Below are 21,010 nucleotides of genomic sequence, written 5' to 3' on the forward strand. Positions count from 1 at the left end.
TGAATTTTTCCACGCAGGACCTCCCATGAAATCCTTTATCGCCTCTGCCCTGATGCTGCTGGCTCCAGCCCTCGTCCTGGCGCAAACCCCTGCCAAGACCGAAGCCAAACCCGAGACCAAGGCTGCCGCCAAACCTGCAGCAAAGCCCGCTGCCAAGTCCGATACGAAGTCTGCCAAGGCTGCGGACAAGGCGCCTGCCGCCAAGAAATCTTCGGTAGCCAAAACCGAAGGCACCAGCAGCCGCAGCCAGCTCAAGAGCGCGGCGAACCAGGTGGCCACCGGCATCATTGCTGCCGAAGCCGCGCTGTCCCCCGAAGAACTGGCCATTGCCGAACGTGTGCACGTGGGCCGCATTCCCTGCGAACTCGGTGCCTTTGTCACCGTGACCGCCGAGCCCGCGAGCCCAGGCCACTTCCATGTGGAAGGCAAGGGCTTCAAGTACTTCATGGCCCCCGTCGCTACCACCACGGGCACGGTGCGCCTGGAAGACCAGAAGGGTGGCGCCGTCTGGCTGCAGATCGCCAACAAGTCCATGCTGATGAACCAGAAGCTGGGTCAACGCCTGGCCGACGAATGCATGAGCCCGCAGCAGGTGGTGGTGGCCGAGGCCATCAAGAAAAACCCGCCCGTGAGTGTGCTGGAACCCCTGAAGTAAGCCCTTCACCAGTGCAGCGCCACAGAGCAGAAAACCGCACGACCCCGCGCATGCAGGCGCCCTGGCTATCGAAAAACGCCGCCGCGCTGCACGCCGCCCCACTTTAGAACGCAACCGGAGAAAAATGATGTTGAAAGCCTACCGTGACCACGTGGCCGAGCGCGCCGCCCTCGGCATCCCGCCCCTGCCGCTGACCGCCAAGCAGACGGGCGAGCTGATCGAGCTGCTCAAGAACCCCCCTGCGGGCGAAGAAGCCACGCTGGTGGACCTGATCACGCACCGCGTGCCTGCCGGTGTGGACGACGCCGCCAAGGTCAAGGCCAGCTACCTGGCTGCCGTGGCGCACGGTACTGAGGTGTGCACGCTGATTGGCCGCGAGCGCGCCACGCAGCTTTTGGGCACCATGCTGGGCGGCTACAACCTCACCCCCCTGATCGACCTGCTGGACGACGCTGCGGTGGCCTCCGTCGCCGCCGAAGCGCTCAAGAAGACGCTGCTCATGTTCGATCAGTTCCATGACGTCAAGGAAAAGGCCGACAAGGGCAACACCTTCGCCAAGGCCGTGCTGCAGAGCTGGGCCGATGCCGAGTGGTTCACCAGCCGCCCCGAAGTGCCCCAGAGCATCAAGCTTACCGTGCTCAAGGTCACTGGCGAAACCAACACCGACGACCTGTCGCCCGCACCTGACGCGTGGAGCCGCCCTGACATCCCGCTGCACGCGTTGGCCATGCTCAAGAACAAGCGCGACGGCATCACGCCCGAAGAAGACGGCAAGCGCGGCCCGGTGAAGTTCATCGAAGACCTGCGTGCGCGTGGCAACCTGGTGGCCTACGTGGGCGACGTGGTCGGCACGGGTTCGAGCCGCAAGTCCGCCACCAACAGCGTGCTGTGGTTCACGGGCGAAGACATCCCGTTCGTGCCCAACAAGCGCTTCGGCGGCGTGTGCCTGGGCAGCAAGATTGCGCCCATCTTCTACAACACCATGGAAGACGCTGGTGCACTGCCCATCGAACTGGACGTGAGCCAGATGCACATGGGCGACGAGATCGAACTGCTGCCCTACGCTGGCAAGGCGCTCAAGGACGGTAACGTGATTGCCGAATTCGAAGTTAAGAGCGAAGTCCTGTTCGACGAAGTGCGTGCCGGTGGCCGCATTCCGCTGATCATTGGCCGTGGCTTGACTGCCAAGGCCCGCGAAGCCCTGGGCCTGCCGCCTTCCACGCTGTTCCGCCTGCCGCAAGTGCCTGCCGCCACCGGCAAGGGTTTCACGCTGGCCCAGAAGATGGTCGGCCGCGCCTGCGGACTGCCCGAAGGCCTGGGTGTGGTGCCCGGCACCTACTGCGAACCCCGTATGACCTCGGTGGGCTCGCAGGACACCACCGGACCCATGACCCGCGACGAACTCAAGGACCTGGCCTGCCTGGGCTTCAGCTCCGATCTGGTGATGCAGTCCTTCTGCCACACGGCTGCGTACCCCAAGCCCGTGGACGTGAAGATGCACCACGAGCTGCCTGACTTCATCAGCACGCGCGGCGGCATCTCGCTCAAGCCTGGCGACGGCATCATCCACAGCTGGCTCAACCGCATGCTGCTGCCCGACACCGTGGGAACGGGCGGCGACTCGCACACGCGTTTCCCCATCGGCATCAGCTTCCCTGCAGGTTCGGGCCTGGTGGCATTCGCCGCAGCCACGGGCGTGATGCCCCTGGACATGCCTGAGTCGGTGCTGGTGCGCTTCAAGGGCCAGATGCAGCCCGGGGTCACGCTGCGTGACCTGGTGCACGCGATTCCGCTGTACGCCATCAAGCAAGGCCTGCTGACAGTGGCCAAGCAGGGCAAGAAGAACATCTTCTCGGGCCGCATCCTGGAAATCGAAGGCCTGCCTGACATGAAGGTCGAGCAAGCATTCGAACTGTCTGACGCCTCGGCCGAGCGCTCTGCCGCTGGCTGCACGGTGCGCCTGAACAAGGAACCCGTGATCGAGTACATCAACTCGAACATCGTGCTGCTCAAGAACATGATCGCCCAGGGCTATGCCGACGCGCGCACCATCGGCCGCCGCATCAAGGCCATGGAAGCCTGGCTGGCCAACCCCCAGCTGCTGGCACCTGATGAAGATGCCGAGTACGCGGCCGTCATCGAGATCGACCTGGCCGAGATCACCGAACCCATCGTGTGCTGCCCCAACGATCCCGACGACGCCAAGACGCTGTCGGACGTGGCGGGTGCTGCCATCGACGAAGTGTTCATCGGCTCGTGCATGACCAACATCGGCCACTTCCGTGCAGCCTCCAAGCTGCTCGAAGGCAAGAAGGACATCCCCGTCAAGCTGTGGATGGCCCCGCCCACGAAGATGGATGCACACCAGCTCACCGAAGAAGGCCACTACGGCGTGTTCGGCGCGGCCGGTGCCCGCATGGAAATGCCCGGCTGCTCGCTGTGCATGGGCAACCAGGCGCAGGTGAAGGAAGGCGCTACCGTGATGTCCACCAGCACGCGCAATTTCCCCAACCGTCTGGGCAAGAACACCAACGTATACCTGGGCTCGGCCGAACTCTCGGCCATCTGCTCCAAGCTGGGTCGCATTCCTTCCAAGGAAGAGTACCTGGCAGACATCGGTGTCATCAACCAGAACGGCGACAAGATCTACAAGTACATGAACTTCGACCAGATCGCCGAGTTCAAGGAAGTGGCAGACGGCGTGACCGCCTGATCCTTCCCCTCGGGGATGGATGGACCAGCAAAAAGCGGCTCTTCGGAGCCGCTTTTTTTTGGCGCTGGATGTTTGTTGCAAACCACGCAATCGCCAAGCCATGCCACGGTGTGTCACGCAATTGACGCGTGTTTGTCACGCAAATGTCATTATTTCGTCGCTATGCTCCAGCCATAAAAACAAAACGAAATGGGGGGACATCCATGGCAGGAGAGAAAAACAATGCCGACAAGACCAGCAGCGTAGGGGCACGCCTCGCGGCGCTGCTGATCAGCGCGGTCTTCGCTCTGGGGTTTGGGTTGGGCGGCTACCACGCCGGGCTCAAGCCCCTCGCCCGTACGCTCGATACTGCCCTGCAGGTGCGTGGCTGGCAGCCTGTGCAGGCCGAAGTCCTGTCGGCTGAACTCAAGACGCACCACAGCAGCGATGGCGCCACCTACGAAGTGCAGGCCCGCTACCGCTATCAGGTGGCGGGCAAGGCTTACGAAGGCACCCGCGTCGGCCTGGACGCGCGGGGCAACAGCGACAACATCGACGACTGGCCACGGCAGTGGGCGGGGCGTCTTCAGAGCGCGCAGGCACGAGGGCAGGGCATCACGGTCCTGGTCAATCCCCACGATCCGTCGCAGTCGCTTATCGATCCCTCCATCCGCTGGTCGCTGCAGATTTTCCGCATTCCGTTTGCCCTGGTTTTTACCTTGGTGGGGCTGGTGGCGGCCTGGTTCTTTCTGCACACCCTGCTGGGTCTGGCCAGGGCCGGTGGGGCATCGCCGGAAGCTGGCAGGGGTGGCCTGCAGCCGGGCTCGTCGCCCACCAGCTTGTTCGCGAAGGGCGCTTCCGGCACTTCGGTGGGTGCCATCTGGTTTTTCACCATCTTCTGGTGCGGTATTGCGTTCCCTATGGCGGCCTTGCTGTGGACCCAATCCAGCGCCCCCTGGTTTGCCAAGGCCTTCATCTCCCTCTTCGTGATGATCGGCCTGGGGCTGGTGGCCGTGTCGGTGCGCCATACCCACATGGCCTGGCGCTACGCGGGCGCAGAGCTGACCGCACTGCCCACAGTCCCGCGTGCGGGCCACCCGGTCGAGATGACACTGCTCCTGCCCGAGCGTGCCGCCGCCTACCAGCAGGGCCAGCAGCTGCAACTGCGCCTGGCCCAGTACCGGGTGGATGAATCGAGCTCCGGTTCGCCGGAGCGTTGTGTGGAGTCTTTCTCTGAAACCGCGCGTGTGCAGCCCACGGCCGATGGCGGACTGCGGCTGACAGCCCGTTTTGATCTGCCACCCGACGCGCCCCCGCACGGCGCGCAGCGCTCTGGTGAACGTGTGGACTGGCGGCTGGAGTTGCTGCGCACCCCGGGCGGGGACGTAGAGCTGACCTACGACGTGCCCGTACAGGCGGCCCCACAGGCGTTTGGCCACGAACAGGCCGATCGCTTTGACCGGCGCGCTATCTGGAAGAAAGTGACCCCCATCGCGCCCGGTGATCCGGCCCACGGAGAAGGAGAAGCGGGCGTGGATGGTGAGGGCGCCTTGCTCCTGCCCGCTTCCGTTACGCTGCTGGAGACCCCGCATGCGTGGCAGTTTGAATTCAGCCGTCGCGGCTGGCGCTGGGCTGCAGGCCTGGTGCTGGCGGGTCTTGTGGCGGAGGCCTTCGTGAACGGCCGTTTCGGCTCTGGCGGCATCGCATTGCCACCATTCTTTGTGGCCACCGGCGCCTGGTGGCTGCTGGTCGCCTTTGTCCTGCAGGCTGCCACCTGCCGCTGGACTCTGTCTGTGCGGGATGAGGGCATCACCGTGCGCCGCTACTCTGCGCTGTGGTCGCGGGCAGACGCCCTGCCCGGACAGGCCAGCCAGAGCCTGGTGCACAAGCTGCTGTATTCCACCGGCAGCGGCGCCAGCGAGACCCCTTATTTCGCTGTCTATGCGCGCGAGCGCGATGGCACCCTGGTTCGGTTGACCCCCGGCGTCAGTGGCGAAGGGGCTGCCACTGCGTTGGGCCAATCCATCGCGCGGGCCTGGTCGCACCGTCGGGGCCATTTCAGCCCTGGCGCACAGCGGCCTGCCCGCTCCGGGCATTCGCGCCCGGCCTGGGGATTGCTGCTGCTGGCAGTTGCTCTGGCCTGGTGGATCTGGGGGCCGTCCCTTGTCGGCCTGGTGCGCCCGGCTCTGCCTGGTCCATCCGCTGCGCCCGTCGCCGCCGCCGTACAGCCATCTGCGTCGTATTCTCCAGTGGATGACGCGCTGCTCGACGCGCAGGACGCCGGTGATGCCCAGGCCGTGGGCGCAGCCCTGGCAGCGGGCGCCAACCCCAATCTGCTCGCGCCCAGCGGCTCGTCCGTGCTCATGCTGGCGGCCCACCGGGGGCAGCTGGAGCACATCGAGTTGCTGTTGCAGGCTGGTGCCCAGCCCGACCTTCGCCAGACACACAAAGACAGCGAGCGTGGCGACACTGCGTTGTTGCGCGCCTTCTACGGCGGCCACCTCGCTGCCGCCCAACGTCTGGTGCAGGCCGGGGCCAGCCTGGCGGCCCGCAACCGGTGGGACTGGGGCCCAGCACACATGGCCGCGCAAAGTGGTTGTGTGCCTTGTTTGCAGTGGCTGGCCGAACAGGGGCAGCCCCTGGACGAGCCCGCGCCCGCAAGCCGGGGCGAGACGCCTGCGATGCTGGCTGCTGCCAAAGGGCGCATCCAGGCGCTGGAGTGGTTGGAGGTGCGGGGTGTGGACCTTTGGCGCAAAGACCCGCATGGCAAGAATGCGCTGGATTGGGCGCGGTTTGGAAAGCAGCAAGAGGCGGAGCACTGGCTGGTGCAGCGCCAGCGCTGATGTGAGGCCAGGCCTCAGGCGCAAAGGGTGTCTATGGATGGGCCGAGGCAGTTGATTGGCGCTTCACAGGGTTTTGCTATAAAAAATATAGCTAACAATGACGCCCTTTAAGCGCTAGCGGCCAATTCTTCTTGAAATATCGAGCCCTGGTTCCGGAGCCCGCCTAACGAACCTGTTTCTTTTCCAGCTTGCGGGTCAGGGTGCGGCGGTGCATGCCCAGGCGCCTTGCCGCTTCGGAGAGATTGAAGCCGGTTTCTGCCAGCACCTCGTTGATGCGCTCCCATTCCAGCGTCTTGATGGAACTGGAGCGGTTGGTCAGCTCCACTTCGGTGTTGCCCGCCTTCAGGCCAAACGCGGCCTCGATGTCGTCGGTATTGGACGGCTTGGCGAGGTAGTGGCAGGCGCCCAGTTTCACCGCCTCCACGGCGGTGGCGATGCTGGCAAAGCCGGTGAGCACCACGATCAGCATGTCTTCGCTGGCGGCATGCAGCTTTTGCACGCAGGCCAAGCCTGAGGCTTCGCCCTTGAGTTTGAGGTCCACCACCGCAAAGCCGGGCGTGTGTTGTGCGAGCAGGGTTTCGACCTCGGGCAGGCTGGCAACCTGCAGCACGCGGTAGCCGCGCCGTTCGAAAGAACGGGCGAGCGTGCGGGCAAAGGCCTCGTCGTCTTCCACGATGAGCAGCAGTGGTTGCGCTTGTTCTCGTTCTTCGTCGTCGGTAGGGCTCATGGCTTCAGGCTTTGGCTTCAGGCAGTGCGATCGCCGCCAGTGGCAGTTCGATGGTTACTTCGGCACCCCCTTCGGGGCGGTTGCGTGCCGCCACGCTGCCACCCAGCGTGCGTGCCACGTTGAGCACAAGGTACAGGCCCAGCCCACCGCCCGGGCGGTTTTTGGAGGACTGGTAGGGCGTGCCCAGCTTGGCCAGCATGTCGGGGGCAAAGCCCGGCCCTGCGTCGGTCACCGTGATGCGCAGTGCATCGGCGTTGCGGGTGACGGCCAGGCGCACCCAGCCGGGCGAGGCGTCGCGTGCATTGTCCAGCACATTGAAAACCATCTGCTGGAGCGTGGTGTCAGACACCATGGGCGTATCCGCGCCAAAGTCGTTGTCGTAGATGAACTGCGGCATCGACCGGGTGCTGCGCCATTCTTCTGCCAGGGCATCCACAAAAGTGCGCACGGTGGTCTGCATGGAGGCTTCGCCGCGTGTCTCTCCGGCCGAAAGCAGGATGCCGCTCACGATGCTCTTGCAGCGCTGCACCTGGGCCTGCATTTCGTCGATGTCTTCCTTCAGCGCTGGGTAGGCCGCCAGCTGCTTGTCGTGCTGCCAGTCCCCCAGGATCACGGCCAGCGTGGACAGCGGCGTGCCCAGCTCGTGGGCCGCGCCTGAGGCCAGCAGGCCCATGCGCACGATGTGCTCTTCTTCCACGCGACGGCGGCGTGCTGCGGCCAGGCGCGCATCGCGTTCACGCAGGTTCAGGTTGATGCGGGTGATGAAGACCACCACCAGCGTGGCGTTGAGCACAAAGCACACCAGCAACCCGATCACGTAAAGGCTCGACAGGCCCTGGTGCAGGTCCTGCGGCAACTCCAGGGGCAGATGGTGTGTGGCCAGCACGCCAAAACACAGCAGCGTGATGATCACGATGGACCAGATGTAGGCGCCGCGCAGCAGCACGGCCCCCAGCGTGATCTGCAGCAGGTACAGGAAGACGAACGGATTGCTGGTGCCTCCGCTCAGGTACAGCTGCACTGTGAGCACGGCCACATCGATCAGCAGGGCCAGAAAAAGCTCCACATTGCGCACCACCACACCGGTGCGCAGCCGCAGCAGGCTCACCACGTTGAACACCGCCAGGCAGCCCACCACCAGCAGCATCTCGCGCACAGGCAGCGTGAGGTTCAGGCTGTAGTGCGCCATCTCGATGGTGAACACCTGGCCGACCACGGCAATCCAGCGCAGCTCGATCAGCTGCTGCAGGTTCTTGATGCCTGCGGCGGCATTGGCCGAGCGTGCGTTGCGCTGCGGCGCGGCGGTCGCAGTATCAGGACGAAGAGGTGTCATCAGGGGCGAAGGTGGTGGCAGGGCGCGCAAAGCCGCGCAGGCGGCGCTCGTAGCGTGCCACATACCAGCCAGCACCCGCAACCATGAGGGCCAGACCGTACCAGGTCAGTGCGTAGACCAGGTGGCTGTTGTGGAAACGGATCACCGTCATGCCAGCGCGCGGCCAACTGGTGTCCGCTGCCGGGGGAGCAGCGGCGCCAGGTGCGGGAGGAAACCCCGCATCGATGAAGAAGGGGGCAGTCTCGGGCAACTGCAGCCAATGGCCGATGGCCGTAATGTCGCGCGAGTACCAGCGCTGCTCAGCCGGGGCATTGGTGCGCAGAAAACCACCGTCAGGCTCGCTCATGCGCAGCAGGCCCTGGACAGTCGCGGTGGTGGAAGTAGGGGGGATGGAGGCGGGCATAGGCTTTGCCAGCCATTGGGCGCGCTGCTCCTGCGGCACAAAACCCCGGTTCACCAGCACCTGCGCGCCATCATCCAGCTGCAAGGGCGTCATCACCCAGAAGCCCGAGCCCAGCTCGGTCAGGGCCTGGGTAAGCACGGTTTTCTCGGGCAGCCACCGGCCCTGCGCGGTGACGGGCAGGTATTCGTGGCTGGCTGCACTCACCTGGGGCCACTCTGGGCGGGAGGGCAGGGGTACAGGAGCAGCGTGCACGCGTTGATCGACGCGCTCGATCAACGCGAGCTTCCATGCGCGGCGCTGCACCTGCCAGGTACCCAGCGCGATAAAGCCCAAAAACAAGGCGATGCCCACCACTGCGAGCACCGCCTGGCGAAGCCGCCAGGCCTGGGGGGCCGGGGCTGTGGGATGGGACGGCATCAGGGCGTCGAGTGGCCCGGCGCCTCATGCGTTGGGGGCGTGGGGGTGGGGTGCTCGGGCATCATGTTCGCGTTCATGTGGAACATGACCCACAGCGTGCCCGCAATGGCGATGGCCACAAACACCACCGTGAAGATGGTGGACAGCATGGTCCAGCCGCCTTCGACCTTGCCGTTCATGTGCAGGAAATACACCATGTGCACCAGGATCTGGATCACGGCGAAGCCGCCCAGCACCAGCACGGCGGTGTTGCGGTCGGCGATGACCTTGGCCATGACGAGCCAGAAGGGAATGGCCGTGAGGATGACCGAGAGCACGAAGCCGATCGTGTAGTCGCGCAGGCTGCTGTGCGGTTCCGCGTCGCCGTGGTGGTCGTGGCCGCCATGGTCATGCGCGCCGTGTGCGTGTGTTGTGTGTTGTGCGCTCATAGTTACAGCACTCCCATCAGGTACACAAAGGTGAAGACGCCAATCCAGACCACGTCCAGAAAGTGCCAGAACATCGACAGGCACATCAGGCGGCGGGTGTTGGCAGGGATCAGGCCGTGTTTGCCGATCTGCACCATCAGCACCACCAGCCAGATCAGACCAAAGGTCACGTGCAGGCCGTGGGTGCCCACCAGCGTGAAGAAGGCTGACAGGAAGGCGCTGCGCTGGGGCGTGGCACCCTGGTGGATCAGGTGGGCAAACTCATAGAGTTCGAGGCCCAGGAAGCACAGGCCGAAGAAGCCGGTGACGGCCAGCCACAGCAGCGTGCCTTTCACATCCTTTTGCTGCTTGCGCAGCATGGCAAAGCCAAAGGTGATGGACGACAGCAGCAGGAAGGCCGTGTTGATGGCCACCAGCGTCAGGTCAAACAGCTGCGCGCCCGTGGGGCCAGCCGCATAGCTGCGGCCCAGCACACCATAGGTGGCAAACAGGGCGGCAAAGATGAGGCAGTCGCTCATCAGGTAGAGCCAGAAGCCCAGTGCGGTGCCGTTTTCGGGATGGGGCTCGTGCGCAAGGTGGTAGTCGCGCGGGGCCAGGGCGCCTGCGGCGGCGCCAGCGTTGAGGCGGAGTTCAGACATGGCGTGCCAGTTGGAGTGTGCGGGCTTCTTCGGTGGCGGCGACTTGGGACGCCGGGATGTAGAAGTCACGCTTGTAGTTGAACGTGTGGATGATCGAAGCCAGCAGCAGCGCCGCGAACGAAACGCCCGCAAGCAGCCACATGTGCCAGATCAGCGCGAAGCCAAAGACCAGCGACAAGGCCGAGATGACCGCGCCCGAGCCGGTGTTGGCAGGCATGTGGATGGGCGCAAAGCCGCCGAGCGGGCGCTTGTACCCATGCTTCTTCATGTCCCACCACGCATCGATTTCATGCACGACAGGGGTGAAGGCAAAGTTGTAGTCGGGCGGGGGCGACGAGGTGGCCCATTCGAGCGTGCGCGCATCCCACGGGTCGCCCGTGTGGTCGCGCAGCTGGTCGCGCTTGAGGTAGCTCACCACGATCTGGATCAGGAAGCAGGCGATGCCCGCAGCAATCATTGCGGCGCCGATGGCGGCGATCACGAACCAGATCTGCAGCGACGGGTCTTCAAAATGGTTGGCACGGCGCGTGACACCCATCAGGCCCAGCACATACAGCGGGCCGAACGCCACCCAGAAGCCCACCACCCACAGCCAGAAGGAGCGCACGCCCCAGGTGCGGTCGAGCTTGTAGCCAAAGGCCTTGGGATACCAGTAGTTGATGCCGGCGAACAGCCCGAACAGCACACCACCGATGATCACGTTGTGGAAGTGGGCGATCAGGAACAGGCTGTTGTGCAGCACGAAGTCGGCCGGGGGCACGGCCAGCAGCACGCCGGTCATGCCGCCAATGGCAAAGGTCACCATGAAGGCCACGGTCCACATCATGGGCAGCTCGAAGCGGATGCGGCCCTTGTACATGGTGAACAGCCAGTTGAAGATCTTCGCGCCTGTGGGGATCGAGATGATCATCGTGGTGATGCCAAAGAAGGTATTCACGCTCGCACCCGAGCCCATGGTGAAGAAGTGGTGCAGCCACACCAGGTACGACAGGATGGTGATCACCACCGTGGCGTAGACCATGGAGGTGTAGCCGAACAGCCGCTTCTTGCAGAACGTGGCCACCACTTCAGAGAAGATGCCGAAGCACGGCAGGATCAGGATGTAGACCTCGGGGTGGCCCCAGATCCAGATCAGGTTCACGTACAGCATGGCGTTGCCGCCCAGGTCGTTCGTGAAGAAGTTGGTGCCGACATAGCGGTCCAGCGACATCAGCACGAGCGCTGCCGTCAGCACCGGGAACGAGGCCACGATCAGCGCGTTGGTGCACAGGGCAGTCCAGGTGAAGACGGGCATGCGCATCAGGTTCATGCCGGGTGCGCGCATCTTGATGATGGTGACGATCAGGTTGATGCCCGAGAGCGTGGTGCCCACCCCCGCAATCTGCAGGGCCCAGATGTAGTAGTCGAGCCCCACGCCGGGGTCCTGCGCCCCCAGGTTGGACAGTGCCAGCCAGCCGGATGTGGAGAACTCGCCCAGGAACAGCGACACCATCACCAGGATCGCGCCTGCCGTGGTCATCCAGAAGCTGAAGTTGTTGAGGAACGGGAACGACACGTCGCGCGCGCCGATCTGCAGCGGCACGAGGTAGTTCATGAGGCCCGTGACCAGTGGCATCGCCACGAAGAAGATCATGATCACGCCGTGGGCGGTGAAGATCTGGTCATAGTGGTGCGGCGGCAGGTAGCCCATGTTGTCGCCAAAGGCCATGGCCTGCTGCAGGCGCATCATCACGGCGTCGGCAAAGCCGCGCAGCAGCATCACGAGGCCGAGGATCATGTACATGATGCCGATGCGCTTGTGGTCGATGCTGCAGATCCAGTCGCGCCACAGCGTGCCCCACAGGCGGAATTTGGTGATGGCGGCCATCACGGCCAGGCCACCCAGCACGGTGGCGACAAAGGTCCAGAGCACGATGGGCTCGTGCGCCATCGGTATGGAATCCCAGGTGATTCGGCCCAAGGCCCAATGGGATGCGGTATCAGGTGCGGAGGACATAAAGGTCTTTGGAAGATGCCAACACCCGCTTGGCACGGGCGCTGACATGGCAAATCAAGGGCGGGTCATTGGGCGGAGTTGGCGCGCGGTGCGTGGCGGGCTTCCAGGCTGGCCACCACCTGGGCGGCGTTCTGCGAGGTGCATACGTCCTGCGGCAGATTCAGGCCCACGGCGCGCACATAGGCGTCACCGCCGTTCTCGTCGATGGCCATCATGTGGTGCATGCACATCTTGCCGTCTTCGACACAGCGGTTCAGTACCTTGTCATACAGGCCTTCTTCCACGCTGGCAAAGCGCTGCACGGGGTCGCGCTCGCTGGGCTTGGCCAGGTCCATGTAGGCCTGGCGTGTAAGTGGCTTGCCTTCGGACTTGGTCTTGGCCACCCACTGCGCGAAGTCGCTCTCGCTCAGGCCATGGAACTTGAACGTCATGCCCGAGAAGCCAGCGCCGCTGTAGTGCGAGGACATGCCCTTGTACACGCCCGGTTGGTTGATCACGGCGTTCAGCTCGGTCTGCATGCCGGGCATCGCGTAGATCATGCCGGCGAGGTCGGGCACGTAAAACGCGTTCATCGTGGACGTGGCCGTGAGCTTGAACAGGATGGGGCGGTCCACCGGCGCAGCCAGTTCATTCACGGTGGCAATGCCCAGCTCAGGGTAGAAGAACAGCCACTTCCAGTCCATGGCCACCACCTGCACTTCCATGGGGGTGGATTGGGCGTCCAGCGGTTTGCTGGCCGAGATGCGGTCCAGCGGGCGGTAGGGGTCGAGCTTGTGGGTGCCGATCCAGGTCAGGGCGCCGAGGGCGATGACGATCAAGAGCGGCACGGTCCAGATCACCAGCTCCAGCGTGGTGGAGTGGTGCCAGTCGGGGTCGTAGTCGGCCTCGGTGTTGGCAGTGTTGTTCTGGCGGTACTTCCAGGCAAACCACAGGGTGAGGGCAATCACCGGAACGATGATGATCAGCATCAGCAGCGTGGCCTGGATGACCATGTGGCCTTGCTGGGCCGCGATGTCGCCGGCGGGGTTGAGGACGACCGCCTTGCTGCAGCCAGCCAGGCTGCCCAGGGCGGCCATGGCGGCGAGCCAGACAGGCACGCGAGGTAAAGGTAGTTTGGACATGTGACAGGCGCAACCAAGGCGTTTAAGGGTAAACGCGGATAACGAAGTGCCGTCGAATGTAATAGCCCTAGCTTTTTTGTACATTGGACATTTTGTCCAAGGTCAAAGTAATGCGCCCCACTTTGGTGCATTTCCGGCCCCTGCGGTGTTGTCCTGCACACGGCATAGTGAAACCGCACTTGTCCCAGATCAAACTTGCGTGTAGAACCAGAATGTCTTATCCAAACAACGACAAGGAGCCCTGTTCATGAGCAGCCCCGCCTCTGCCACTTACCCTGCGGCCGGCTTTGAAGAAAGCCCCGCCTCTCTCTCGCGGGCTGATACGCATGAAGACGTGACCCCCAGCGAAATTGCTGTGGGCGTGATCATCGGACGCTCGTCCGAGTATTTCGACTTCTTCGTTTTCGGGATCGCCTGCGTTCTCGTCTTCCCGTCATTCCTCTTTCCATTCCTCTCGCGCCTGGATGGCACGCTGATGGCGTTTGCGCTGCTGGCGGTCGCTTTTGTCGTGCGCCCGGTGGGCACGGCCATTTCCATGGCCATCCAGCGGCGCTGGGGCCGGGGCACCAAGCTGACCATTGCACTGTTCCTTCTGGGCGTGTGCACGGTGGGGATGGCGTTCTTGCCGGGCTACAAGGACGCGGGCCTGACTGCCGTGGTGGCGCTGCTGATCCTGCGCATTGGCCAGGGTCTGGCGCTCGGCGGTTCGTGGGACGGCCTGCCGTCGCTGCTGGCCATGTCGGCGCCCAAGGAACGGCGGGGCTGGTTTGCCATGATCGGGCAGTTGGGCGCGCCTGTCGGGTTTGTGCTGGCGGCGGGTCTGTTTGCCTATCTGTACAGCAGCCTCAGCGTGCAGGAATTTCTGGCCTGGGGCTGGCGTTATCCCTTCTTCGTGGCCTTTGCCGTGAACGTGGTGGCCCTGTTTGCCCGCCTGCGCCTGGTGGTGGGGCAGTCGTACGCCGAGCTGCTGCAAGAGCGTGAACTGCAGCCCGTGCCTGTGAGCCGTGTGATACGTGACGAAGGCAGCAATGTGGTACTGGGTGCTTTTGCCGCGCTGGCCAGCTTTGCGCTGTTCCACCTGGTCACGGTGTTCCCGCTGTCTTGGATCACGCTGTATTCGGACCAGCCGGTGACCCAGATTCTGGGCGTGCAGATCGTAGGCGCCTTTCTGGCAGCGGGGGCCATCATGGTGTCTGGCTGGCTGTCGGACCACCTGGGCCGCCGCAAGCTGCTGGGCGGCATGGCGGTGTTGATCGGCGTGTTTAGCTTCATGGCCCCCGTGCTGCTCAACTCGGGCGAGGTGGGCAGCACCATGTTCCTGCTGCTGGGTTTTGTGCTGCTGGGCTTGTCGTATGGCCAGGCTTCGGGCACGGTCACGGCCAATTTTTCGCCCCAATACCGCTACACGGGCGCCGCTCTCTCGGCAGACCTTGCCTGGATCATTGGCGCCGCGTTTGCACCGCTGGTGGCCCTGTACCTGTCGGCCCAGTTCGGGCTGCTGGCGGTCACGGTGTATTTGCTGTCGGGCGTAGCCTGCACGCTGGGCGCGCTGAACCTGAATCGGCGCATGGAGCGCCGGGACCGGTAAGAAGCAGAGATTTGCTATTGTTTGTATAGCTGTTTGCGCTTGTCTACAAAGCGCTAGAGGCTAAAAATGCTCTAAAAAGAGCGCCCGGTACTACCGGGCGCTTTTTTTTGTGGAGGCTCAGTCCTGTGGCCTGAAGCCAATGGTCAGTGAAGGCGGCACGCGGCCATCCACATCGCGCGGCAGGGTCTCGGTCTTGTCCAGGGCACGGAGCACTGCGTCATCCCAGGCCTTGTTGCCGCTGGACTGCACCAGGCGTTTGCCCACGATGGTGCCATCGGGCGAAAGGCGGACTTCCACCTCGGCGCGCGGGTTGCCTGAGATCGCGTCGGGGTACACGATGTTGGGCTTGACCTTGGCTGCAACCTTGCCGCCATAGCTGCCCGACGGACCAGCGCTGCGCTGGGCTGTGCCTGTGGCGTTCTCGCCGCCCGTGGCCCCCGCCAGGCCCTGGAGGCGGCGCAGGTTGGCTTCCCGCTGTTCTGCCAGCTGTTTGGCCTCCGCGTCGGCCTTGCGCTTGGCGGCTTCGTCCTCCTTGCGCTTGTCTTCGGCCAGCTTCTTTTGCTTGTCCTGCTCGGCCTTCTTCTGCTCAGCCAGCTGCTTTTCGCGCTGTTCCTTTTCTTTTTCCTTTTCCTTTTGCAGGCGTTCCTTCTTTTCCAGCTCCAGGCGGTCGCGGCGTTCGTCTTCCTTGCGCTCACGTTCGCGCTTTTCACGTTCCAGCTGCTGCTCGCGCGCCTTCTTCTCCTGCTCCAGGCGTTTTTTTTCGCGTTCGATGGCGATGTCCGCCTCGCGCGTGTCGGGCGGCTCCACGGCGCGGGGGGGCGGTGGTGGTGGCGGAGCGGGCGGACGCACTTCCGGGGGAGCGGGTGGTGGCGGCGGGGGCTCCACGGCGCGTGGTGCGGCCTGCTGGGGCACCGCAGCCCACAGTTCGGCCTCCACCGCAGGCTGGTCGGCGCTGTTCTTCCAGTTCACGCCCCAGGTGAGCGCACCGATGAGCACGACATGCACAAGCACCGCCAGTGAAATGGCGCGCAAGCGTGCCGGGGGGCGGGGCGGGGAAAACTGGTCGCGGTCGTTGTGGGCGTGCATGGGCTTCAGAGCGGCGGGCGTGCGTTCGGTTCAACCACCCTGTTTGACGGAAAGACCCACGCGTTGCACGCCCGCCTTTTGCAAGGCATCCATGGCCTTCACCACGTTTTCGTACTGCACGCCCTTGTCGGCGCTGATGACCACGGCACTGGCGCTGTCAGCACCCTGGGCCTTCTGCCAGCGGCTGGCTGCGTCGCCGATCTCGCGCTGGTTCAGACTGCGTGTGGCTTCGGGCGTCTTGAACTGCAGCGTGCCGTCCTTGTTGACGATGACCTGGGCCACCACCTTGGGCATGTTCTTGCCTTTGCCCACGCTGGGCACATCAACAACGCCCGGCGTCAGCATGGGCGCCGTCACCATAAAGATGATGAGCAGCACCAGCATGACGTCGATGAACGGGACCATGTTGATCTCGTTGATGGTGCGGCGGCCTCGACCGCGGGATGCCATGGCGGGCATGTGGGCCTCCGTGCTCAGTGGCCCGAGGCCGTATGGCCTGCGGGTGCGGGCTGGGCGCCCAGATTGCGCTGCAGGATGTTGGAGAACTCTTCGATGAAGGTCTCCTGGTGCGTGGCCACGCGGTCGATGTCGCGGGCAAAGCGGTTGTAGGCGATCACAGCGGGGATGGCGGCAAACAGGCCAATGGCGGTGGCCACCAGCGCTTCGGCAATGCCAGGCGCCACGGTGGCCAGCGTGACCTGCTCCATGCCCGCAAAGCCGGTGAACGCATGCATGATGCCCCACACGGTGCCAAACAGGCCTACGTACGGCGACACGGAGCCGACCGACGCCAGAAATGACAAGCTCGACTCCACAACATCCATCTCGCGCTGGAAGCTCGCGCGCATGGCGCGGCGTGCGCCGTCGAGCAGGGTGCCGGGGTCCACGATGCGGCGCTCACGCAGCTTCTGGTATTCACGCATGCCACTGGCAAAAATACGTTCCATGGGACCGGCCTGCTTGGCGTTTTGTGCGGCACTGGCGTACAGGTCGTTCAGGCTGGTGCCCGACCAGAACTCGCGCTCGAAATCCTCATTGAGCGCTTTCACGCGCTTGAGCGAAAACAGCTTGCGGAAGATGGCTGCCCAACTGGCGACGGAGACGCCCAGCAGCAGCAGCATCACGAGTTGCACCACCCAGCTGGCGTGCAGCACCAGGGTGATGATGGACATGTCTTGGGAGTTCATGGTGAGAGTTGTTCCAGCAGGGTGTTCGGAATTCTTGCGGGGCGCATGGTGGCAGCATCAACCCATCCGATGCGGATGGTGCCTTCGCTTAGCAACAAAGGGGCTTGTTCGGTCATCTGCTCTGGTTTCAGGAGCGCGCGCTGCACTATTGTCAACGATGCGCGGCCCGAGGCCTGCAGGGCGGCGGTAACAATCAGTTCATCGTCCAGCCGTGCAGGCCGGTGGTAGCGAAGCTGGGCATCGGTTACGACAAACATGCCCCCGGTTTGTTCCCGCAATCGCTGCTGACCCACGCCCAGCGACCGCAGCCATTCGGTGCGAGCGCGCTCGAAGAACTTGAGGTAGTTGGCATAGAACACGATGCCGCCGGCATCGGTGTCCTCCCAATACACGCGGATGGGGAACTCGAATGCCATCGCGCGTTACCCCAGCACGCTGCGCAGCCGCGCCACAGACTCTTGGAGTTGCGCCATGGAGTTGGCGGTGGAAAAGCGCACAAACCGTTCTGGCTCGGCCGTGCCGAAGTCACGCCCTGGCGTCACGGCGATGTGCGCACGGCGCATCAGCTCAAAAGCAAAGTCCCAGCTGCCGCTGACACCCAGGCGCTCGGCGGCCTGCGTGCAGTCCGCCCAGGCGTAGAAGGCACCGTCGGGCATCACCGGCACCGAAAGGCCCATGGACTGCAGGGCGGGGATAAAGAAGTCGCGCCGGGCCTTGAACTCGGCGCGGCGGCGTTCGTATTCAGCAATGCTCTCTGCCTCGAAGCAGGCCAGCGCCGCGTGTTGCGACACGGTGCTGGCGCAGATGAACAGGTTCTGCGCCAGGCGCTCGACCACCGGCACCATGGCTTCGGGCACTACCATCCAGCCCAGGCGCCAGCCGGTCATGTTGAAGTATTTGCTGAAGCTGTTGATGCTGATGATGTTGTCGTCGATGGCCAGTGCGGTGTGGCCAAACTCTTCCTCGTACGACAGGCCCAGGTAGATCTCGTCGATCATCGTGATGCCGTCATGCGCGCGGACCACTTCGTGGATTCGGCGCAGCTCACCGGGCGCGATGGAAGTGCCGGTGGGGTTGGACGGCGATGCGAGCAGCACACCCCGCGTCTTGTCCGTCCAGGCCGCACGCACCTTGTCGGCGCTCAGCTGGTAGCGTTCTGCGGCCGTGGTGGGCAGCAGCACGGCCTTGCCCTCGGCGGCGCTCACGAAGTGGCGGTTGCAGGGGTAGCTGGGGTCGGGCATCAGGATCTCGTCGCCCGACTCGATCAGCGCCAGGCACGCCAGCTGCAGCGCGGCCGAAGCACCGGCCGTGACCACGATGCGGCGTGCAGGCACATTGACGCCAAAGCGGCTCTGATACCAGCCGCTGATGCGCTCGCGCAGCGCATCCAGCCCCAGCGCGTTGGTGTACTGCGTAGCGCCGCTGTGCACGGCGCGCGCGGCGGCCTCTTGCACCAGGGGCGGCGCGGTGAAGTCCGGCTCGCCGATGTTCAGGAAGATCATCGGCTCGCGCGTGCCCGCCACCTCGCGGGCCAGGGCCTGCGCGGCCTTGGCGACCTCCATCACATAGAACGGTTCGATGCGCTCAGCGCGCGTGGAAAACTTCATGGGAAGGTGTCCTGCCCGTGCGGGTCGGGTGTTGCTCGGAAACTCAAGAAAGAAGGCCCCGTGCGTGGCAGTGGGTTGCACGCGCGGGAGCCTTTCGGCGGGGGGCGCTCAGGCTTCGTCGGCGGGCGCGCCAGGCATTGCGCCCGGGGCCTTGTCGGCCGCCACTTCCAGCGCACGCAGCTTGGGGGCCAGGCCGTTGAGCACGGCGTTCACGTACTTGTGGCCGTCGGTGCCGCCAAACTCTTTGGCAAGCTCAATGCACTCGTTGAGCACCACACGCCATGGCACGTCCAGGCAGTGCTGAAACTCGTACACGCCGATCCACATCACTGCATGCTCGATGGGCGAGATCTCGGCCATCTTGCGGTCCAGCAGCGGGGTGATCAGCGCGTCCAGGTCGGCGGCGGTGTTGATGCAGCCGTGCAGCAGTGCGTCGTAGTGCACCGAATCGGCCTTGTGAAAGCCCGCCAGGTCGCGGGTGAACGCGTCGATGGCGTGTGCATCGTTCCCGCCCACCAGGTGCTGGTATAGCGCCTGCAGCGCGAATTCGCGCGCGCGGCTGCGGTTGGACTTGGAGGCTGCCTTGCGCGTGCCCGTGCTCTTGAGCCCGGTGCGGGCCTGCTTGGGCGGGCGTGCCGAGGACGGCGTGGGGGTGTTTTCGCTCATGACAGCTCGTCCAGCAGGTTGGCCATTTCCACCGCAACGCGGGCGGCATCGGTGCCTTTTTCGGTCTGGCGGGCGATGGCCTGCTCGACGTTTTCGGTGGTGATGATGGCGTTGGCAATCGGGATCTGGTAGTCCAGCGACAGGCGCGTGACGCCCGCGCCGGATTCGTTGGCCACCAGTTCGAAGTGGTAGGTCTCGCCACGGATGATGCAGCCCAGCGCGATCAGCGCGTCGAATTCATCGCTTTCGGCCATGGCCTGCAAGGCCACGGGCACCTCCAGTGCGCCGGGCACCAGCACGTGCTTGATGTTTTTCTCTTGCACGCCCAGCGCGAGCAACTCGGTGCGGCAGGCGGCCGCCAGCGTGTTGGTGATGCTCTCGTTGAAGCGGGCCTGCACGATGCCGATGTGCAATTTCTTGCCGTCCAGCTTGTCCGCTGTTCCTTTGTCTGCGCCAAACATGTTCTTTATTCCTTGGGGATGAAGCCGGTGATTTCGAGGCCGTAGCCGGCCATGCTGGGCATGCGGCGGGGCTGGCCCATCAGAGCCATCTTGTGTACGCCACATTCGCGCAGGATCTGCGCGCCCACGCCATAGGTGCGCAGGTCCATGCGGCCGCGTTCGGGGGCCTGCGCCGCGCGGGCGGTGCCTTCAAACTGGGCCAGCAGCTGGGCGGCGCTTTCACCGCAGTTGAGCAGCACCGCCACGCCCTTGCCTTGCTTGACGAGGTATTGCAGGCTGGTATCGAGGCCCCACGAGTGCATGGAGCGGTTGACTTCGAGCGCGTCGAACACCGACAGGGGCTCGTGCACGCGCACAGGTACCACGTCGTCGGTGCTCCACTGGCCCTTGACCAGCGCCAGGTGCACGGCCTGGCTGGGTTTGTCGCGGAAGGCGTGGGCGGTAAATTCGCCGTAGGCCGTCTGCAGCGTGCGCGTGCCGACCTTTTCGACCAGCGACTCGTTGCGGCTGCGGTATTCGATGAGGTCGGCAATGGTGCCGATCTTGAGGCCGTGCTCGGCCGCAAACAGCTGCAGGTCGGGCAGGCGGGCCATGGTGCCGTCGTCCTTCATGATCTCGCAGATCACCGATGCGGGGCTGCAGCCTGCCATGGCGGCCAGGTCGCAACCGGCTTCGGTATGGCCTGCGCGCATGAGCACGCCGCCGTCCACCGCCTGCAGCGGGAAGATGTGGCCGGGTTGGACCAGGTCGGTGGGCTTGGAGTTGCGGTCCACCGCCACCTGCACGGTGCGGGCACGGTCGGCCGCCGAGATGCCGGTGGTCACACCCTCGGCCGCCTCGATGGAGACGGTGAACGCCGTGCTGTACACCGTGCCATTGCGCGCGGCCATGGGTGGCAGCTTGAGGAACTCGCAGCGCTCACGGCTCAATGTCAGGCAGATCAGGCCCCGGCCGAAGCGGGCCATGAAGTTGATGGCCTCGGGCGTCACGTGGTCGGCGGCCAGGACGAGGTCGCCTTCGTTTTCGCGGTCTTCTTCATCCACCAGGATGACGATGCGCCCGGCGCGCATCTCGGCCACGATGTCCTCGACGGGGGAGATCGGCACGGGGGTGAGGGGGGAGGTCATGGAAGGGCGGGCTTTCGGTGGGCCGCGCGGGTGGC

At 64.4% G+C, this 21,010-nt stretch carries 19 protein-coding genes; 4 read left to right on the forward strand and 15 right to left on the reverse strand.

The window, feature by feature from the left end; genetic code table 11:
* Positions 1–25 precede the first annotated feature (25 nt).
* The 3 genes from KW832_RS06040 (at position 26) to KW832_RS06050 (ending at position 6,190) form a co-directional block, all read left to right on the forward strand.
* Positions 26–655, forward strand: a complete 630-nt coding sequence (locus KW832_RS06040) for a hypothetical protein (protein WP_218299225.1) — start codon at positions 26–28, stop codon at positions 653–655.
* A gap of 127 nt (positions 656–782) precedes the next feature.
* Positions 783–3,368: a bifunctional aconitate hydratase 2/2-methylisocitrate dehydratase gene (gene acnB / locus KW832_RS06045; RefSeq protein WP_055393150.1), complete on the forward strand. Its 2,586-nt coding sequence runs from the start codon at positions 783–785 to the stop codon at positions 3,366–3,368.
* 203 nt (positions 3,369–3,571) lie between these two features.
* Positions 3,572–6,190, forward strand: coding sequence for an ankyrin repeat domain-containing protein (locus KW832_RS06050; protein ID WP_218299226.1), 2,619 nt, complete (start codon positions 3,572–3,574; stop codon positions 6,188–6,190).
* Positions 6,191–6,353: 163 nt separating this feature from the next.
* Here KW832_RS06050 and KW832_RS06055 read toward each other — a convergent pair whose 3' ends face one another.
* From KW832_RS06055 to cyoA, 7 genes are all read right to left on the reverse strand, one after another.
* Positions 6,354–6,917, reverse strand: coding sequence for a response regulator transcription factor (locus tag KW832_RS06055; protein ID WP_218299227.1), 564 nt, complete (start codon positions 6,915–6,917; stop codon positions 6,354–6,356).
* A 4-nt stretch (positions 6,918–6,921) separates the two neighbouring features.
* Positions 6,922–8,250, reverse strand: coding sequence for an ATP-binding protein (locus KW832_RS06060; RefSeq protein ID WP_218299228.1), 1,329 nt, complete (start codon positions 8,248–8,250; stop codon positions 6,922–6,924).
* Positions 8,231–9,070 (reverse strand): SURF1 family protein, encoded by an 840-nt coding sequence (locus KW832_RS06065; protein WP_218299229.1) that lies wholly within the window; start codon positions 9,068–9,070, stop codon positions 8,231–8,233. The genes KW832_RS06060 and KW832_RS06065 overlap by 20 nt, the downstream gene beginning before the upstream one ends.
* Positions 9,070–9,498 (reverse strand): cytochrome o ubiquinol oxidase subunit IV, encoded by a 429-nt coding sequence (cyoD, locus tag KW832_RS06070; RefSeq protein WP_218299230.1) that lies wholly within the window; start codon positions 9,496–9,498, stop codon positions 9,070–9,072. The genes KW832_RS06065 and cyoD overlap by 1 nt, the downstream gene beginning before the upstream one ends.
* A gap of 2 nt (positions 9,499–9,500) precedes the next feature.
* A complete protein-coding gene (gene cyoC / locus KW832_RS06075) occupies positions 9,501–10,136 on the reverse strand; it encodes a cytochrome o ubiquinol oxidase subunit III (protein WP_055402914.1) in 636 nt (211 codons plus the stop codon).
* Positions 10,129–12,132, reverse strand: coding sequence for a cytochrome o ubiquinol oxidase subunit I (gene cyoB, locus KW832_RS06080; RefSeq protein WP_055402916.1), 2,004 nt, complete (start codon positions 12,130–12,132; stop codon positions 10,129–10,131). The genes cyoC and cyoB overlap by 8 nt, the downstream gene beginning before the upstream one ends.
* Positions 12,133–12,197: 65 nt before the next feature.
* A complete protein-coding gene (gene cyoA / locus KW832_RS06085; RefSeq protein WP_121419466.1) occupies positions 12,198–13,253 on the reverse strand; it encodes a ubiquinol oxidase subunit II in 1,056 nt (351 codons plus the stop codon).
* 247 nt (positions 13,254–13,500) lie between these two features.
* Here cyoA and KW832_RS06090 point away from each other — a divergent pair, with 247 nt between their 5' ends.
* Positions 13,501–14,841: an MFS transporter gene (locus KW832_RS06090; protein WP_055402920.1), complete on the forward strand. Its 1,341-nt coding sequence runs from the start codon at positions 13,501–13,503 to the stop codon at positions 14,839–14,841.
* Between the two features lie 117 nt (positions 14,842–14,958).
* Here KW832_RS06090 and tolA read toward each other — a convergent pair whose 3' ends face one another.
* From tolA to ribBA, 8 genes are all read right to left on the reverse strand, one after another.
* On the reverse strand, positions 14,959–15,927 hold the full coding sequence (tolA, locus tag KW832_RS06095) for a cell envelope integrity protein TolA (protein WP_218299231.1): 969 nt from the start codon (positions 15,925–15,927) through the stop codon (positions 14,959–14,961).
* Between the two features lie 30 nt (positions 15,928–15,957).
* Complete coding sequence (locus tag KW832_RS06100) at positions 15,958–16,386, reverse strand: ExbD/TolR family protein (RefSeq protein ID WP_055398910.1); 429 nt, start codon at positions 16,384–16,386, stop codon at positions 15,958–15,960.
* Positions 16,387–16,400: 14 nt separating this feature from the next.
* The gene (gene tolQ, locus KW832_RS06105; protein ID WP_055398908.1) at positions 16,401–17,114 is read right to left on the reverse strand and encodes a protein TolQ; all 714 of its coding nucleotides are present in this window, start codon (positions 17,112–17,114) and stop codon (positions 16,401–16,403) included.
* Entirely contained in the window at positions 17,111–17,530 is a 420-nt protein-coding gene (gene ybgC / locus KW832_RS06110) for a tol-pal system-associated acyl-CoA thioesterase (protein WP_121419468.1), read from the reverse strand. The genes tolQ and ybgC overlap by 4 nt, the downstream gene beginning before the upstream one ends.
* Before the next feature lie 6 nt (positions 17,531–17,536).
* Positions 17,537–18,721, reverse strand: coding sequence for a pyridoxal phosphate-dependent aminotransferase (locus KW832_RS06115; protein ID WP_121419469.1), 1,185 nt, complete (start codon positions 18,719–18,721; stop codon positions 17,537–17,539).
* A 108-nt stretch (positions 18,722–18,829) separates the two neighbouring features.
* Entirely contained in the window at positions 18,830–19,387 is a 558-nt protein-coding gene (gene nusB / locus KW832_RS06120; protein ID WP_121419470.1) for a transcription antitermination factor NusB, read from the reverse strand.
* Positions 19,384–19,848 (reverse strand): 6,7-dimethyl-8-ribityllumazine synthase, encoded by a 465-nt coding sequence (ribH, locus tag KW832_RS06125; RefSeq protein WP_218299232.1) that lies wholly within the window; start codon positions 19,846–19,848, stop codon positions 19,384–19,386. Before ribH ends, nusB begins: the two co-directional genes overlap by 4 nt.
* Before the next feature lie 5 nt (positions 19,849–19,853).
* Complete coding sequence (ribBA, locus tag KW832_RS06130) at positions 19,854–20,975, reverse strand: bifunctional 3,4-dihydroxy-2-butanone-4-phosphate synthase/GTP cyclohydrolase II (protein WP_218299233.1); 1,122 nt, start codon at positions 20,973–20,975, stop codon at positions 19,854–19,856.
* Between the last annotated feature and the right edge of the window lie 35 nt (positions 20,976–21,010).

The organism is Acidovorax sp. sif0632 (assembly GCF_019218805.1).
In the GTDB taxonomy this organism is placed as follows: Bacteria; Pseudomonadota; Gammaproteobacteria; order Burkholderiales; family Burkholderiaceae_C; genus Acidovorax; species Acidovorax facilis.

What these genes read in the sequence shown, in the direction of transcription:
- cyoD (WP_218299230.1), bottom strand. Translation starts at nt 9,498, where the DNA reads ATGAGCGCACAACACACAACACACGCACACGGCGCGCATGACCATGGC.
- ybgC (WP_121419468.1), bottom strand. Translation starts at nt 17,530, where the DNA reads ATGGCATTCGAGTTCCCCATCCGCGTGTATTGGGAGGACACCGATGCC.
- acnB (WP_055393150.1), top strand. Translation starts at nt 783, where the DNA reads ATGTTGAAAGCCTACCGTGACCACGTGGCCGAGCGCGCCGCCCTCGGC.
- KW832_RS06050 (WP_218299226.1), top strand. Translation starts at nt 3,572, where the DNA reads ATGGCAGGAGAGAAAAACAATGCCGACAAGACCAGCAGCGTAGGGGCA.
- KW832_RS06055 (WP_218299227.1), bottom strand. Translation starts at nt 6,917, where the DNA reads ATGAGCCCTACCGACGACGAAGAACGAGAACAAGCGCAACCACTGCTG.
- KW832_RS06065 (WP_218299229.1), bottom strand. Translation starts at nt 9,070, where the DNA reads ATGCCGTCCCATCCCACAGCCCCGGCCCCCCAGGCCTGGCGGCTTCGC.
- KW832_RS06090 (WP_055402920.1), top strand. Translation starts at nt 13,501, where the DNA reads ATGAGCAGCCCCGCCTCTGCCACTTACCCTGCGGCCGGCTTTGAAGAA.
- ribH (WP_218299232.1), bottom strand. Translation starts at nt 19,848, where the DNA reads ATGTTTGGCGCAGACAAAGGAACAGCGGACAAGCTGGACGGCAAGAAA.
- tolA (WP_218299231.1), bottom strand. Translation starts at nt 15,927, where the DNA reads ATGCACGCCCACAACGACCGCGACCAGTTTTCCCCGCCCCGCCCCCCG.
- KW832_RS06060 (WP_218299228.1), bottom strand. Translation starts at nt 8,250, where the DNA reads ATGACACCTCTTCGTCCTGATACTGCGACCGCCGCGCCGCAGCGCAAC.
- tolQ (WP_055398908.1), bottom strand. Translation starts at nt 17,114, where the DNA reads ATGAACTCCCAAGACATGTCCATCATCACCCTGGTGCTGCACGCCAGC.
- cyoC (WP_055402914.1), bottom strand. Translation starts at nt 10,136, where the DNA reads ATGTCTGAACTCCGCCTCAACGCTGGCGCCGCCGCAGGCGCCCTGGCC.
- ribBA (WP_218299233.1), bottom strand. Translation starts at nt 20,975, where the DNA reads ATGACCTCCCCCCTCACCCCCGTGCCGATCTCCCCCGTCGAGGACATC.
- KW832_RS06100 (WP_055398910.1), bottom strand. Translation starts at nt 16,386, where the DNA reads ATGCCCGCCATGGCATCCCGCGGTCGAGGCCGCCGCACCATCAACGAG.
- cyoB (WP_055402916.1), bottom strand. Translation starts at nt 12,132, where the DNA reads ATGTCCTCCGCACCTGATACCGCATCCCATTGGGCCTTGGGCCGAATC.
- KW832_RS06115 (WP_121419469.1), bottom strand. Translation starts at nt 18,721, where the DNA reads ATGAAGTTTTCCACGCGCGCTGAGCGCATCGAACCGTTCTATGTGATG.
- KW832_RS06040 (WP_218299225.1), top strand. Translation starts at nt 26, where the DNA reads ATGAAATCCTTTATCGCCTCTGCCCTGATGCTGCTGGCTCCAGCCCTC.
- nusB (WP_121419470.1), bottom strand. Translation starts at nt 19,387, where the DNA reads ATGAGCGAAAACACCCCCACGCCGTCCTCGGCACGCCCGCCCAAGCAG.
- cyoA (WP_121419466.1), bottom strand. Translation starts at nt 13,253, where the DNA reads ATGTCCAAACTACCTTTACCTCGCGTGCCTGTCTGGCTCGCCGCCATG.